The 14,785-nt window shown below is 62.8% G+C and carries 14 protein-coding genes; 5 read left to right on the top strand and 9 right to left on the bottom strand.

What is annotated here, in order from left to right; genetic code table 11:
* Positions 1 to 6: 6 nt before the first annotated feature.
* From Q0718_RS00155 to Q0718_RS00145, 3 genes are all read left to right on the top strand, one after another.
* Complete coding sequence (locus Q0718_RS00155; protein ID WP_298911674.1) at positions 7 to 2,853, top strand: pitrilysin family protein; 2,847 nt, start codon at positions 7 to 9, stop codon at positions 2,851 to 2,853.
* Positions 2,854 to 3,056: 203 nt separating this feature from the next.
* Positions 3,057 to 3,488 carry a hypothetical protein gene (locus Q0718_RS00150; RefSeq protein WP_298911673.1) on the top strand — a complete coding sequence of 144 codons (432 nt, stop codon included), beginning with the start codon at positions 3,057 to 3,059 and terminating at the stop codon, positions 3,486 to 3,488.
* Positions 3,481 to 3,696, top strand: coding sequence for a helix-turn-helix transcriptional regulator (locus tag Q0718_RS00145; RefSeq protein WP_298911672.1), 216 nt, complete (start codon positions 3,481 to 3,483; stop codon positions 3,694 to 3,696). The genes Q0718_RS00150 and Q0718_RS00145 overlap by 8 nt, the downstream gene beginning before the upstream one ends.
* Here Q0718_RS00145 and Q0718_RS00140 read toward each other — a convergent pair.
* From Q0718_RS00140 to Q0718_RS00100, 9 genes are all read right to left on the bottom strand, one after another.
* Positions 3,693 to 4,523, bottom strand: coding sequence for an aspartyl/asparaginyl beta-hydroxylase domain-containing protein (locus Q0718_RS00140; protein WP_298911671.1), 831 nt, complete (start codon positions 4,521 to 4,523; stop codon positions 3,693 to 3,695). The two genes, Q0718_RS00145 and Q0718_RS00140, sit on opposite strands and share 4 nt — an antisense overlap.
* A gap of 11 nt (positions 4,524 to 4,534) precedes the next feature.
* On the bottom strand, positions 4,535 to 5,758 hold the full coding sequence (locus tag Q0718_RS00135) for a cyclopropane-fatty-acyl-phospholipid synthase family protein (RefSeq protein WP_298911670.1): 1,224 nt from the start codon (positions 5,756 to 5,758) through the stop codon (positions 4,535 to 4,537).
* 25 nt (positions 5,759 to 5,783) lie between these two features.
* Positions 5,784 to 6,584: a nucleotidyltransferase family protein gene (locus Q0718_RS00130; RefSeq protein ID WP_298911669.1), complete on the bottom strand. Its 801-nt coding sequence runs from the start codon at positions 6,582 to 6,584 to the stop codon at positions 5,784 to 5,786.
* Complete coding sequence (locus tag Q0718_RS00125) at positions 6,581 to 7,600, bottom strand: hypothetical protein (protein WP_298911668.1); 1,020 nt, start codon at positions 7,598 to 7,600, stop codon at positions 6,581 to 6,583. The genes Q0718_RS00130 and Q0718_RS00125 overlap by 4 nt, the downstream gene beginning before the upstream one ends.
* A gap of 191 nt (positions 7,601 to 7,791) precedes the next feature.
* On the bottom strand, positions 7,792 to 8,445 hold the full coding sequence (locus tag Q0718_RS00120) for an HAD-IB family hydrolase (RefSeq protein ID WP_298911667.1): 654 nt from the start codon (positions 8,443 to 8,445) through the stop codon (positions 7,792 to 7,794).
* Complete coding sequence (locus Q0718_RS00115) at positions 8,442 to 9,845, bottom strand: lipopolysaccharide biosynthesis protein (RefSeq protein ID WP_298911666.1); 1,404 nt, start codon at positions 9,843 to 9,845, stop codon at positions 8,442 to 8,444. The genes Q0718_RS00120 and Q0718_RS00115 overlap by 4 nt, the downstream gene beginning before the upstream one ends.
* Before the next feature lie 4 nt (positions 9,846 to 9,849).
* On the bottom strand, positions 9,850 to 10,599 hold the full coding sequence (locus Q0718_RS00110; RefSeq protein ID WP_298911665.1) for a nucleotidyltransferase family protein: 750 nt from the start codon (positions 10,597 to 10,599) through the stop codon (positions 9,850 to 9,852).
* Positions 10,596 to 11,735, bottom strand: a complete 1,140-nt coding sequence (locus Q0718_RS00105) for a hypothetical protein (protein WP_298911664.1) — start codon at positions 11,733 to 11,735, stop codon at positions 10,596 to 10,598. Before Q0718_RS00105 ends, Q0718_RS00110 begins: the two co-directional genes overlap by 4 nt.
* A 49-nt stretch (positions 11,736 to 11,784) precedes the next feature.
* A complete protein-coding gene (locus tag Q0718_RS00100) occupies positions 11,785 to 12,339 on the bottom strand; it encodes a DUF2141 domain-containing protein (protein WP_298911663.1) in 555 nt (184 codons plus the stop codon).
* A gap of 108 nt (positions 12,340 to 12,447) precedes the next feature.
* Here Q0718_RS00100 and Q0718_RS00095 point away from each other — a divergent pair, with 108 nt between their 5' ends.
* Complete coding sequence (locus tag Q0718_RS00095) at positions 12,448 to 13,713, top strand: LptF/LptG family permease (RefSeq protein WP_298911662.1); 1,266 nt, start codon at positions 12,448 to 12,450, stop codon at positions 13,711 to 13,713.
* Positions 13,706 to 14,785 (top strand): LptF/LptG family permease, encoded by a 1,080-nt coding sequence (locus tag Q0718_RS00090; RefSeq protein WP_298911661.1) that lies wholly within the window; start codon positions 13,706 to 13,708, stop codon positions 14,783 to 14,785. Before Q0718_RS00095 ends, Q0718_RS00090 begins: the two co-directional genes overlap by 8 nt.

Raw genomic sequence — 14,785 nt, 5'->3', positions numbered from 1 at the left:
AATTCGATGAAATACCGCGCCTTGCTCTTTGCCTCCGTTCTTGTCCTGGCCGCCTGTGATCCGGGCGCACCCGAAACCGTCGATCCGAGCGTCGCCGCCCCGGCCGAAGTCGCCGCGTCCGACGCCTTGCCCGAAATCGAATTCGAGAAATTCACGCTCGACAACGGACTCGACGTCATCCTGCATGTTGACGAGTCGGATCCGATCGTGGCGATCAACCTGGCCGCCCATGTCGGCTCGGCCCGCGAAGTGCCGGGCAAGACCGGCTTCGCCCATCTGTTCGAGCATCTGCTGTTCCTGGACTCCGAGAACCTCGGCTATGGCGGTCTGGACGAAATGAACACCCGGATCGGCGGCGAAGGCACGAACGGCTTCACGACCAACGACATGACTCAATATTTCCAGGCCGTCCCGGCGGACGCGCTGGAGAAGGTGATCTGGGCGGAGGCCGACAAGATCGGCTGGTTCATCAACACGGTGAACCAGAACGTCATCGACCGCGAAAAGCAGGTGGTGAAGAACGAGAAGCGCCAACGCGTGGACAACCAGCCCTACGGCCACAATCTCTATGTCATCGGCAAGGCGATCTACCCGGAGGGCCATCCCTACAACCACCAAGTCATCGGCTCGCTCGACGACGTGGAATCCGCGACGTTGCAGGACACGAAGGATTTTTTCGCCAAATGGTACACGCCGCAGAACGTGACCGTCACCATCACGGGCGATTTCGACCCGCTGGAGGCGCGCCGCCTGGTGACACGGTATTTCGGCGACATCCCGATGGGCGAGGTCCAGCCCGAACGCGAGGTCGAGCCTGTCACGCTGGAAGAAACCCTGACCTTCGTCCACGAGGACAATTTCGCGACCGTGCCGCAGCTCACCCTCGTGTGGCCGGCCGTGGCGGAATACCATCCGGATTCCTATGCGCTCGAAGTGCTGATCAACTATCTGACGGACGGCAAACGGGCCCCCTTCAATGAAGTGCTGATCGACGAGCAGGAACTGACGACCAGTGTCGGCGGCTTCACCTGGTTCAAGGAATTAGCGGGCGAAATCTATCTGATCGTCCAGCCCAAGGCGGGGGAGGACACGGACGCGCTGATGCCCGCCATCGAAGCCGCCTTCGCGCGCTTCCAGGAGAACGGCATTCCCGAAGACGCGCTGGAGCGCATCAAGACCGAGGCCGAGGTCGGCGTCTATGACGAGGTGCAGAGCGCGCTCGGCAAGGCCATCGCCCTGGCCGAATACAATCTCTTCCGCGACGATCCGGGCTATCTGGACGACGACATCGCCGCGCTTCGGGCGGTGACGGCCGAAGACGTGATGGATGTCTACAACCGCTACATCAAGGACCGGCCCTATGTGGCGACCTCCTTCGTGCCCAAGGGCGAGCTGGAACTCGGCCTGGAAGGCGCCGAGACGGCCAAAGTGGTCGAGGAGGTCGTCGTCCAGGGCGCGGAGGCCGACGTGCCTTACGATCCCGACGCGCGCATCTTCGAGCCGACTTTGTCCTCCTTCGACCGCACGGTCGAGCCGGACTTCGGCGAACCCTACGATCTGCCCGTGCCGACCATCTGGAAAGCGGACGCCCCCAACGGTCTGGAGATCGTCGGCCTGCAATCCGACGAAGTGCCGCTGATCGAATTCTCCATCGACTTCGACGCCGGCAAGAACCGCGCGAGCGCCGACAAGCCCGGCGTCGCCGCCATGATGGGCGACCTGCTGATGAAAGGCGCGGGCGAGATGGACACGGCCGCCTTCGAGGATGCGCTCGGCAATCTCGGCTCGGAGATCAACGTGCTGACGGGCGACCGCTTCACCACAATCCGCGGCAAGACCCTGGCCCGAAATCTGGACGAGACGGTCAAGCTGGTCGAGGCCATGATCAACATGCCCGCCTTCGCCGAGGACGAGTTCGAGACGTTGCGCGAAAGCTTCGCCCAGTCGGCGGTCGGCCAGCAGGCCAATCCGAACTTCCTCGCCCAACAGGCGCAGGCGCGCCTGACCTATCCGACCGAAAGCGCCCTGTCGGTCGCGGGCGCCGGGTCGGAAGACCAGATCCGGGCGATCACGCTGGACGACCTGAAGGCGTTCCACGGCAACTATATGGATCTGTCCACCGCGACATTGAACATCGTCGGCGATTATGAGGAGTCCGAGGTGCTGGCCACCTTCGGCACGCTGTCCGATCCGGTGGAAGGCGATCTGGAGCCCAAGCCGCGCCCCGCCATGGCCGATGTGGACGAAACGGTGATCTATTTCCGCGACTTCCCCGACGCCAAGCAGTCGGTCATCCGCCTGTCCCGGCCGGCACTGGCCTCGACGGATGCGGACTATCCGCGCCTCGATGCGATCAATTTCCCGCTGGGCGGCATCTACACGTCCAAGCTGATGACGGAACTGCGCGTCAACAAGGGCTATACATATGGCATCGGGTCCGGCGCCTCTGGCGACAAGGACCAAGGGTCGTTCGCCATCGGCACCTCTGTTCGGACCAATTCGACCAAGGAAAGCCTCGAGCTGATCCGCGACATCGTCGCCGAACACGGCCGCGACATGACGGAAGAGGAGCTGGCGTCCATGAAGGAATCCCTCATGCGCGGGCAGGCGCTGAAGACCGAAACGCTGGGCGACAAGCTCGGCCTCGTCCAGGACATCAGCCGCAACGACCTGCCCGCCGACATCCGCGCCCAGGAAATGGCGCGGGTGCAGTCCATGACGCTCGACGATGTGCGGGCTCTGTCGGACGCGCATCTGCGTCCAGACGCCATGAGGATCATCGTCGTCGGCGACGCAGCGAGCCAGAAGGCGCGGCTGGAAGATCTGGGTTATGAGGTGGTGGAGTTGAACTGACGCACGGCCCTCTTGTCTTCCCACGCGTTGGGAAGATGCAATGACTGTGGGCAATCCGAGACGGAGGCATGGACTAATTGGTCTGAACCTTCGCCGCAAACTTGTTCGTCTGTCGATCGTAACGGGACAAGCGCCAAGTCATTCGATCTTGACATGAGTAACCTAGAGGTTACATGTAACCTGTAAGTTACAAGGCTATACTCATGACCGACGATTACCGAACCGCTGATACCTTCAGCCAGACGCGCGCGCTGATGTCTCCCTTTCTGGGGTTTCTCCTCCTGGCCTTGCAACAGGGCGTGGTGTTCTCCTGGGACTGGGGTCCGAACGCGGTCCTGGCGTCTGTGCTGTGGATCGCTCTCGCATTGGCCATGTTACTGCTGCTTTTAACCGGCGGGGGATGGTTTCTGCCCAGAAAGGCGCGGGCGCTGACACGTGACGAGCCGACCCAGTATAATCGCGACAAGGCCGTCAGGATCGGTTTCATCACGGCCATGATCACCTGTTTCATCGTCGTCGCCGTTGCGCCCTTCGATCCCTTGCCCGCGGAACGCGCCGCGCATATAGTTTCGAGCATGGGACTCGGCATGGCCTTCCTCGTCTTCGGCATCGCAGAGCTCACCACAGGTGGTTGAGGAACTGAACAACCGGATACGCCACTTTCGCAAAGCCTCGAACCTCACCCAAGCGCAACTGGCAGAGCGCATGAGAGTCAGTCGGAAGACGGTCAATACGGTGGAAAACGGCGTCTTCGCGCCGTCCGTCATCGTCGCACTGAAATTCGCTCAGGCGCTGGGAACCTCGGTCGAACATCTGTTCGAGCTGACAAGTCCTGTCGGTTAACCCGCCGGGTCGCTCATCGCTTCCATGTTGGCATCGGCTTGCCGGATGGCCGCTTCCATCTTCTCCTCAGCACTCGCCAGGTTCTTCTTCGGGTCCTGGTAGAAGGCCGTCAGCTTCATGATCTGCAGGAAAGTCTTGTTCAGCAGGCGGCCGCCTAGCTTCATCGGGCGGTCGAAGTCGAACAACAGGATGACCCGTTCTTCGTCGGTCTCGTTCCAGACCTCGTGCTCGTATGTGTCGTCGAAGACGAAGATCTCGCCTTCTTCCCAAGCCGTGATCGTATCGTCCACCCGGATGCGGCATTTCTGCCGGTCCTTCGGGATGATCAGCCCGAGATGGCTTCGCAGGATCCCTTTGGTCACGCCCTTGTGAGCCGGTATATGATAGCCGGGTGCCAGGATCGAGAACATGGCGGTCTGCAGGTTCGGCACGCGTTCGAGGATGTCCGCCGTCTTCGGCGTCAGTTCGGTGTTCGTTTCCAACCGCTGCCCGAAGCCGAACAGGACATGGGTCTTCCAGTTCTTGGCTGTGGAAAGCCGGTACTGGTCCGGGCTGATTTCGTGGAAGGACGGGATCTCGTCCCGGAAGGCCAGCACGGCCTCGGCTTCGTCGCGGATCGTTTCCCAATTGTCGGTAAAGTCCTTCAGCCAGGGAAAATGGCTGTTGTCGATCTTCGGCGTGTCGGGAACGATGGATTGCTTGGACTGGTAGCCCGCGATAGTGCGCACCAGCTTCTTGCCGTTGCGCTTCACCCAGGCCCGCCGACCCTTCTTCAAGTGCGCGGGCTTTTCAGGTTTTGTCTCGGCAGTCTCCAGGGCGTCGCTCATGGCGCGGCCATCTACGCCAGCAGGCCGGGTCCGTCCATCATGTAGTTCCGCGTGGCGGGCAGCGCATGCACATCCTTGGCAAGCTGGATCTGGAAATTCATGTGTTTGCCGTAGAGGAAAGAGAACTCAGAGATGATGAGGTAGAACTCCCACATGCGGGCGAAGCGTTCGTCCTTCATCGCCACGACCGCGTCGCGGTTGGCTTGGAAGCGCCTGTCCCACTCGGCCAAGGTCCACGCATAGTGCAGGCGCAAAATTTCCATATCCGTGACCCACAGCTTAGCCTTTTCGATCTCGGCAAAGGTTTCCGACAAGGCCGGGCTGTAGCCGCCCGGAAAGATGTATTTGCGGATCCATTTCCCGGTCGTGCCAGGCCCACCCTTGCGGCCGATGGAGTGGAGAAGCGCGCAGCCGTCGACCGTCAGCAGGTCGCGGATCTTGGAGAAATACTCCTCATAATGGCCGACGCCGACATGTTCGAACATGCCGACCGAGACGATGCGGTCGAACGGCCCTTCTACGTCGCGGTAATCGACCAGGCGGATATCGATCTTGTCGGACAGGCCGACCGCCTCGACCCGTTCGCGGGCCAGCGCATATTGGTCGTGCGACAGTGTCACCCCGACGACCTCGACATCGTGCTCACGCGCGAGATGCATTGCCATGCCACCCCAGCCACAGCCGATGTCCAGCACGCGCTGGCCCGGTTCCAGCCGCAGCTTGGCGGCGATGTGGCGCTTCTTGGCGAGCTGCGCCTCTTCCAGCGCGATCTCGTCCAGCGGCTTGAGGTCTGTCGGCCAATAGGCGCAGCTATACTGCATGTCCTCGTCGAGGAAGAGCCGGTAGAGATCGTTGGAGAGGTCGTAATGGGCCTCGACATTTTTTGACGAGGCTTCGCGCACATTGCGCTGCATCAGCTTGCGGAAGCGTTTCTTGGTCCGTTTGATGCGTTGGCGCACCGCCCCGCTGCGCAATCCGTCGCGGTTGTGGGCGAACACTTCGAGAAAGCCGCGAATGCCGCCCTCTTCGACGACCAGCGTGCCGTCCATATAAGCTTCGCCGGCATGAAGTTCGGGATTGAAGAAGAGCGTGCGGTAGAGCGTCGGGTCGGTGATGCGGATCGTCGCCGACGGGTCGCCGCCGGGGCCGTAATCGTGGCGGGCGCCCTTGTGATCGATGATGCCGAGATGGCCGACCGTCACGAAACGGCGCATCAGCATGTCCAGCAATGTCATGTTTCGGCTTTCCCCTGCCCTTGTTCTATTCTGCCGCCAATCCTCTGCGCTCCGCGAGAACGCGGCGCGCGATGCGTTCGGTCCGTTCATTGTCCACGTCGATCGGCGCTTCGGCGAACGGCATGATGATCGGCACGACCTTTACGCGAAATCGGCGCGAAAGCCGATCGAACACGCCGGACAGGGAGACAAGTGTAAAATTATACAGAAGCAAGTTCACCAGGCCGAACGCCTTGAAGATGCGCGCCTTGGACTTGCCGAACTGCCCACCGCCGCGGAACGCCTGAGCCGCCGAGATGGACCGCGGCGTGCGCAACCCGAATAGGTTGCAGTTGGAATATTTCCCGTCCTTGAACGTGTAGGGCCGCCGCTGCCCGTCCGGATATTTCGCCCAGATGACCTCCGCCGGAGTCAGCGCCACGGCCGCGTCGCAATCCGCGCTTTCGAATCCGGCACAGAAATGATCCACCATTTCAGCCGTCTGCAGCGCATTGTCGGCGGTGCAGATGATGATCGGATAGCGGTTCTCGCCGGACAGAGCGTCGCGCACACTTTCGAACAGGTTCTCCGCGCTTTGGATGATCTTGACCGGTTTCCCAAGCCGGCCGTCATGGATCGCTGACACACCATCCAGCGCGGATGGATCGTCGATGGATACGAAGATGTCGCGAACCCTGTCCGACCCGGCCAGCGATTGCAGCACCAGTTCGATCATCGGCACGCCGTCCATCTCGATCAGGCATTTATGCGATACGCCCGCCTTTTCGGCCAACGGGTCCGTCACGCCCGGTCGGCGGGCGGCAAGGACGAGGGCCGACACGCTCATGGCTCATCTCCGGTCAGGACACGCTCGATCACGCCCTGGCGCAGCATCGACCCGGCCAGGATGGTCTCGATCAGCGATTCGTGGCTGTGGCCCAAGCTGCGCCAGCTATTGGAGACGGTTTTCTTGGACCACAAATTGCAGCTCATGTTCAGTTCGATGAAAAAGAACTCGCCCGTCTCAGGCACGTATTTGAACTCGAACCGGCCGAAGTCGAACGGCCAGATTTCCGGCATCAGGCGACGCACCGCATCGAGAATCCGGTTTTCCAGATCGTCATCGTCGCAGACGCGCCACTCCGTATCCAGTTCGCGGAACCGCTTTTCCCGATAGGTGCGATGGCGCAGATCCTCGCCGTCATAGATCATGACCGGCAGAAAGGCCGGCCCGCCATCCGCGCCCGGCACGACCGGAACGGCGACCTCTATGCCGTCCACGAAGCGCTCCACGATGACGTCGTGCGGTGTCTCTTCGGCCATGAGGGCGTCGATGTGATCACGCGCTTCGGTCCAGTCGGCGCAGGCCTTCACGCCCCAGGATGCGGAGCTGGCATTGGGTTTGACCATCATCGGACCGTCGGCGAAGGCGGGCGGATCTTGCGGGACGCCGCCGTGGCGATAGACCTCACTGTCGGGCGTCAGGATGCCGCGCGCCCGGGCGCAGAGTTTCGTCAGATGCTTGTCGTCGCCGATCCCGCGCAGGATCGGCGACGCACCAAGATGCGGCACGCCGCGCCACATTGCGAACAGCGGCCCCAACATTTCGGAATTCTTGAATCCACCACGATTGAGCATGGTGAATAGAAAGTCGTGATCCGGCGGGTCGAACAGATCGGTATAGCGCGTGCCGATGGACAGGTTCGGCACGATGGCGGCCAGGGTTTCGCGCAATTCGTGATGATAGACGGCGTGAAGACCGTCCTGAGCGTCGGGACGGCCGTCGCCCAGCGCGTGCTTGGCCAACAGCATCACCTTGAGGCGTTGCCTGTCTTCATCCGTCAGTTTGAGCCGAAGGTCCACACATGTCTCTCTTCCGGGCGGATCATGTCGCGTCTCGCGTCCGGATTTCCCGGCATTATGACCGGTTGTTCATACTTATAGGCCGGTCTTGCAGGATTCGCACCGTTTTCACGCCATTCGCGAAACCGCGACTCCGACATGGACGATTCCTAACGATGGCTCGTAACCGCATTTATGGATTTGCACGCCGTTTACCAGACCTCCAAACCTGTTCGCTTGGCATAGAGTTTCGTTTTGCGGCGCGGATTGACGATGACGGCCCGGTCCGCGAACTCCAGCAGCGGCGCATCCGAGCGGCTGTCCGAATAGGCTGTGACGCGGTCCGGCGACACGCCGCGGTCGGCGATCCACTCTTCGACACGCTCAAGCTTCTGTTCTCCATAGCAGTTTTCCGATGCAAAACCGCTGGCGAGCCGCCCGTCCCCGGTCCAGTCCAGAAGGGTGGAGACTTGCCCGTCGGCTTGCAACGCCGCTGCATACCGTTCGACCAGCAGGTCGATCGCGGCACTGGCGATCAAGATAATGTGACCGCGGGCGCGGTGGTCCTCCAGGGCGGCCATGACGCGCGGGTCCATGCCGTCCGCCAGATCGTCCGCGACGAAGGCTTCCGCCATGGCCTCCAGCTCCGTCTTCGTGCGTCCGGCGATCGACTGGCGCATCATCGCCGTTTTGACGGCGATCCGGGGTGTGTCGCCGCGCTTGTAGCGCCACTGTGCCAGGCCTGCGGCGGCCCACATCCGCGTCAAGGCGAGCGGACGTCCGCGCAGAGCCCGCGTGACGAAGCGCCCCCACGTGCCCCGCCGCGTCAGCGTGTAGTCCAGGTCGAAGACGGCCAGTTCGGTCATGCGGCCCGTTCCGCATCCGCACGTTCCGCGCCCGGGCTCCGGTGCGCGCTCCTGACGGCGTGACGCGCGGCGAAAATCAGGATGACGACCGCAAAACCGTTGGCGGCCAGCGACGCGAAACCGGGCGCGAGTTCACCCACGATGTCGGCGGCGATCAGGAACGCCGCGATGTAGACAGCCAGCGCCGCCCCGCGGATCATGACCGCCCGGCCGGGCCGGTCAGTGGCGTAGAAGATCGGGTAGAGCGGCGCGGCCGCGCCCATCAGCGCAGCGGCGGGGACCAGCAGCGCCGCTAGCGGAACGGCCTGCGCGTAATCCGCGCCGAAAATGGACGTCAGCACCGGCTCGCCGAACAGGAAGATCAAGGCGGAGAACGCCAGACCCACGCTCAGCAATATGGCGGACGACCGGGTCACGATCCGCCAGATCCGGTCGGCCCGGCCCATGCTGACCAGCTTGGCCAGCTCCGGATAGATCACTTGGTCGAGGAGCTTGAACCCTTCGGTCAGCAGTTTGGCGACCTCTTCGGCGATCTTGAAGACACCGTTCCAGACCGGGCCGAACAGCGCCATAACCAAGAGCTGGGGCAGATGCATTACGCCCGTGGCCAGGGTCGAATCGATATTGGACTTCACGACGAAGCCCCAGATCGGACGGTGCGGGCGGAAGAAACGCATCCGCGCGCGGAGCACCGGCCCGAGCAGGCCGCGTTTTCGGAGTTCCAGGACTCCGGCCGTCCAGAGGAAGACGTATTGGGCGAAGGAGCCGACGAACCATGCGGCCGCGAAGCCGGTCAGCCCCCATCCCTGCCAAGCTGCCAGCGCGGCCCCGGCGAACCGCACGACAGGCATGACCAGCGCTTCCGCGCCGAGGACGACGAATTTGTCGAACAAACGGAAAATGCCGACAGACGTGCTGGTGAACCGAACCAGAATTACCAGGCAGTAGAGCGTAACGAGCGCCTGAAGAGCGTGGATATCGACCCCTTCGCCCGGCGACAGGCCCGGCAATCTGTCCGCGATCATGACCACAAGTCCGAACGCGCCGACGGCCAGCATGTAGCCGAGCGCGACCGAGACGAAGTCGAGCGTATAACCGAAGCGCAGCAACCGGCTCAGCCCGTCCACATCGCCGTTCGTCACATCGTCCGTGCCGAAACGGATCACGGACTGCCAGCTCTGGAACGTCGCGACTTCGGCGAAGAACAGCATGTAGGCATGCAGGAAAACGATGGTCCCGAACTCCGCCGGCGTCAGCGAGCCCGTCGCGATCAGCAGCGTGCCGACACCGAGCAGCGTGCCGAGAATCTTCGCGCCCAGCAGCAGTCCGGTGTTGGAAGCGATGCGCCGACCGACCCCGCCGGACGTCCGGCCGCCTAGATCGGGCTGTATGTCGGACATACGCTCAGGCCCGTTCGCCGCGCCGGGCGACGATCTCTTCCACCAGCGCCAGGTCACCCGGCCGGTCCACGTCGATTGCGGCTTCGGCATGGTCGAGCAGGACCGGAACGGCCCGTGCCCCGATGCGTCGGCTGGCATAATCGAAGGCGTCCGATACGGAGAGGCGTTTGAGGACGTAGCGCAGCGTGATGGCCGGTCCGATCTTGGCGGCCAGCCGCACCGGTTTCTTGCGCAGATGCTGCGCGTCGCGCCAAAAGCGGATCGCGCCCAGACCGTCCTTGTTGCGGATGTAGAACAGGTTGCAGCCGCTGACCGCGACATCGTTGAACACCATGTAGGTGCGCTTCGTTTCCGGGTAGGCCGCACTGATACGATCGCGCGTCGCCAGGCCGACCGCGAAATCTGCGCCGGAGGCTTCCGCATCGCACAGGAAATCGCGAACCATGACGGGCGTCAGCAAGGCGTGATCGCATGTCGTCAGCAGGACCGGGAAGTCGCCGGCCTCCGCGGCCATCAGAGCGCTGTCGGCCGGGCCGCATCCGCCTTCCACCGTGTCGAAACCTTCCCGCTCCGCCGGGTAGCCCGACAGGGTGAAGGGTTCGGGAAGTCCGGCCGCGCGCAAGGCGTGCGCCACCCGGTCCACCATGGGCACGCCGCCGACGGGGATGTCAGCCTTGTAGGCGACGCCGGCCTGTTCGCACAGCGCGTCACGGCCCGGACGTTGCCCGGCCAGGATCACCACGCGCACGCTCACAGCGCCGCCTCGACCATGCGATAGGTCTTGTAGAGTTCCGCATCCACCAGGTCGCATATGGCCGTCATGCTGCGATTGCCTTCCAGAATCCAGGACAGCTCGCACGTCTCGAACCCTTGCGCCTGCCCGGCATCGAACGCTTCGCAGCAGATTTCCGTCGTCAGCGCAACGCCGCGGCGGCCCTTCTGGAACTCCTTTTTCAACCCCATCAAGGGAATGCGGCCTTTGGCGACCTTCCGCCTCTTCAGCCGCCACAGCAGCTTGGCCCAGCCGAACGGCAGCAGCCGTCCGTCAAGATCGCGCACGGCCTCGTTCACATCCGGGATCAGCCAGACGAAAGCTGCGGGCTCGCCGTCTACGAAGCCGATCTGAAACCCCTCCCGGAACATGATGGGCTTCATTTCCTTGGCCATGTGCGCGAACTGTTCGTCCGAGAACGGGATGAAACCCCAATTGTCCGACCAGGCATCGTTGAAGATGTCGCGCGCGCGGTCCACATCGCCCATGAAATCGGCCATATCGAGCGAACGCCAGGTCAGCCCGTCATCCGCGCGCGCCTTCGCTCTCAAGCCGTCGACCAAACGCCCTTCGGGCGCGCCGCCCCGCAGATCCGCCTGGTAGGCATAGAGGTCGATCGCCTTTTCGAAGCCGTTGCGTTCCACGGCCTGCAACTGGAATGGCTGTCCGTAAGGCATCATGATAGCAGGCGGATGTTCGAACCCGTTGACCAGCAAGCCGACTTCCTCGTTCACGCTCCACATGGCGGGTCCGCGCAAGGTCCGGCAGCCTTTTTCGCGCGCCCATGCCTTGGCAGCGCGTAAAAGCGCGTCCGCCACATCCGCATCGTCGATGCAGTCGAAATAGCCGAAAAAGGCCGTGCCCGGCGCGTGTTGTGCGTCATGAGCCTCATTGACGAAGGCCGCGATGCGCCCGACGGCTTGTCCGGAGCGCCGGGCGACCATGAAGGCGGGCTTTATGAAACGCCGCGCAGGATTGCGCGGGCCGAGCTGGGCGCGCCGTTCCATGCGCAAGGGCGATCGCCAAACCGGATCGCCTGCATGCAGGCGATAGGGCAGAGCCAGGAAATCCGAGCCGGGCCGGGCCGTTACGTCGATGTCGATCGGGGCGTCCGCCATGCGGCACTTCCAGGAAGTCGGGATGAAGCGGGCGCTTTGGCGGGCGGAGCTAGTCCAGGTCAACCAGATTGATGACGATATCCACGCCGTTTTCCGGCACGGTGAAACGCGTCTCATCCCATTTGGGCAGGCGCAGCGACTTGATCACCGGATTGTTGGACAGGCCGTAAGGCTCCTTGGGCATGAAGTTCCATTTCTTGTCGAGCTTCCTGTCGCCGTCGCGGTCGTGATAGCCGACCACGGCATATTCGCCCGGTTCCGCCACGTTGATGCAGACCTTGACGCTGCCATCCTCGGCCGGAACGCGGATCCGGCGCAGCTTGCCGGAGCTCTGCATGAAGTTGCGTTCGCCGAACAGTTCGAGCTTCAGCAGACCTTCACGCGTGATGTTTTTCACGGTCACGCGGATTTGATGATGGCCCAGAACGCATTGATCAGCCGCGTCGCGCTCATAGAGTTCCAGACCGCGCTCCGCACCGATGGCCGATAAGGGTTCCGGATCGCTGGCGGCGGCGGCCTGCGAGGCGATCGCGCCGGACATGACACCAGCCGCGACCAGCAGCGCGCTGCGCCTGCATTTGCGGCGTATGCGTCCGCCACTCACACATTTGCTTGAGGGCCTGTGAGACAGGTTTGCGTTGATCATCACTTTTACATAGGCCCCACAAGTGCCGCCGAACATGAACCCTTTCATGCCCGGCTTGGGCTGGATATGGGGCCGAACGGTGTTTATCAAAGTGGGGATCGCAGGAATCGCTTGGGCCGTCTAAACACATATCTTTTCAAAAAGGCGTCCATCGCCATTGGCGGGCTGGTCGTTTTCGCCTGCTGCGTGCTTCTGCTCGAGCGATTATTGCGGATATTCGAGGTCGTGACGACTTCGACGCAACCGGCTTCGGACGCCAGTAGCATGATCATTTCGTTGCTGCCCTATTATCTGGGCATCGCCGTGCCGATGGCCCTGATGTTGGGCACGATCATCACGGTGGACCGCTTTTCGCGCTCGTCCGAGCTGACGGCCGCCCTCGGCGCCGGCGTGTCGCTGACGCACATGACCAAGCCGTTCCTGGCCATCGCCGCCATTCTGGCCGTCATTTCCATTCTCATCGAAGGCTGGCTGCAGCCCTTGGGACGCTACCAGTACCGCGCCGTAGAAAATTCCGTGAAACAGACGGCATTCACCGCCGCGCTGCGCGAAGGCATGTTCACGACGGTCGGATCGCGGACCTATTTCGGGGGCACGGATAAACCCGACGCGGGGATCGGCCCGATCTTCATCTATGAAGACACCTATGAGAACGGCGTCCGCAGCGGTTTCCGCCTGACGACCGCCAATGAGGGCGAACTGATCGTGCGCGAGGAATCGGGCGCGCCGGTCCTGCAGCTGGGCGACGGCCGCGGCTACCAGGTCGAGGACAACCGCCGCCTGACCGACGATATCGGCTTTGGCGGCATGTCCATTGCCGGCGCCGCGACCATCGTGCCCTTCCGCATGCGGGGCAACGACGAGCGCGAACTGACATCCTCGGAACTGTTCGAGAACCGGCGCGGCGATCTTCGGACCGAGATCGACCGCAACACCAACAATTCGGCATTGCATCTGCGCATCGCCCGGACCGTCATGCTGTTCATCCTGCCGTTCATCGCCGTGCCGTTCGGCCTGAACTACGGACGCAACCCCTCCTCGGCGGGCATATTCGTCGGCGTCGTCTTCCTCGTCTCCTTGCAAAAAGGCCTCGAGTTCGCCCAATCGCTCGGCGCGGCCGGAACGATCCCGCCTTGGCTGGGCGTCTGGGGAATCGTCACGCTGCTGGCGCTGTTCGCGGCGTTCATCTTCCACAAGAGCGCCTTCAAGATGGGGCAGCCGCCGCTGACATCCTTTGCCCAATGGCTGTCTCACGCCAATGGACAGGTCCGGACGGCATGGCGCAGTATGCGCCAACGCGTTCGCGGCACGGCGGAGGCGCACCGTGCTTAAGTTCGCCGCCTATCTGTCACGCTCCTTCCTGATCACCTGGTTGACCGTCGTCTTCGGCTTCCTGGTCCTGATCGGCCTGCTCGACAGTCTGGCGAACGGGGCCGACATCGTCGCCAGCGGCGAAAGTTTCCGCGGCACGTTCAAATATATGGGCCTGCGCGCGCCGGTCATCTTCGACCGGATCTTCGTCTTCACCCTCGTGGTCGCGATATTGCTGACCTATGTGAAGCTGATCCGCCAGCACGAGCTGGTCGCCCTGCTCGGTTTCGGCATCAGCGCGACGCGGCAAGTGCTGTTGCTGATCCCGGTCGTGTTCGGATCCGCCCTCGCCTCGATCACGCTGATCGACTACACGATGGCCCCGGCCGTGCGCGCCTTGCAGGCCTGGGGCATCGGGGAATACAGGGTCAAGAACATCACGCCCGAAAACCCGCTCTGGCTCGAAGACAGTGGCGCCATCGTCAAGGCGACCGAGCGCGAAAGCTACGAGACGTTGGCCAATCTCGAAATCTTCCAGCGCGACGAGAAGGGCGAAGTCCAAGCCATCATCTGGGCCGACAAGGGCACCTATCGGGGCGATGGATGGCTGCTGAGCGATGTGCGCAGGCTCGAAGTCGCCGGAGCGAACGGCGAGCCGCGCGAAGCCGAAACGATCGACCGTCCGATGATCTGGACCACCTCGCAGACGCCGACTTCGATCGCGAGGCTGGCCGCCGAACCGCGCGACCTGTCGCTCGCGGAAATGCGCAACTTCATGCAGCCCGGCAATAGCGGGGCGAACCCGTCCTTTTCCTATGCCTTCTGGCATGCCCACAGGCTAACGCGGCCGCTGGCGGCGATCATTCTGCTGATCGCCTGCGCCGCCCTGATGCAGCGCACGGGGCGAGAGGATACGGGCGACAGGACGCTGATCCTGGGCATTACGCTGGGCTTCGTCTTCCTCATCATCGACGGGGCCATGGCGACGTTTGCGGCCTCGGGGGGTATCGCGGTGACGCCGGCCATCGCCATGCCGCTGCTCGCATTCGGGCTGCTCGCGGCGTTTCTCCTGACCCGAACCGAAGCGCTATAG

The organism is uncultured Algimonas sp., assembly GCF_947498175.1.
Lineage (GTDB): Bacteria > Pseudomonadota > Alphaproteobacteria > Caulobacterales > Maricaulaceae > Litorimonas.
Note: the sequence above shows the minus strand (reverse complement) of the source record. Positions and strands in the feature narration are given on the sequence as shown.

Bases quoted from the DNA above. Each gene is read 5' to 3' on its own strand.
- Q0718_RS00155 (WP_298911674.1), top strand. From the start codon at position 7: ATGAAATACCGCGCCTTGCTCTTTGCCTCCGTTCTTGTCCTGGCCGCC.
- Q0718_RS00095 (WP_298911662.1), top strand. From the start codon at position 12,448: ATGGGGCCGAACGGTGTTTATCAAAGTGGGGATCGCAGGAATCGCTTG.
- Q0718_RS00135 (WP_298911670.1), bottom strand. From the start codon at position 5,758: ATGACATTGCTGGACATGCTGATGCGCCGTTTCGTGACGGTCGGCCAT.
- Q0718_RS00115 (WP_298911666.1), bottom strand. From the start codon at position 9,845: ATGTCCGACATACAGCCCGATCTAGGCGGCCGGACGTCCGGCGGGGTC.
- Q0718_RS00105 (WP_298911664.1), bottom strand. From the start codon at position 11,735: ATGGCGGACGCCCCGATCGACATCGACGTAACGGCCCGGCCCGGCTCG.
- Q0718_RS00130 (WP_298911669.1), bottom strand. From the start codon at position 6,584: ATGAGCGTGTCGGCCCTCGTCCTTGCCGCCCGCCGACCGGGCGTGACG.
- Q0718_RS00150 (WP_298911673.1), top strand. From the start codon at position 3,057: ATGACCGACGATTACCGAACCGCTGATACCTTCAGCCAGACGCGCGCG.
- Q0718_RS00120 (WP_298911667.1), bottom strand. From the start codon at position 8,445: ATGACCGAACTGGCCGTCTTCGACCTGGACTACACGCTGACGCGGCGG.
- Q0718_RS00140 (WP_298911671.1), bottom strand. From the start codon at position 4,523: ATGAGCGACGCCCTGGAGACTGCCGAGACAAAACCTGAAAAGCCCGCG.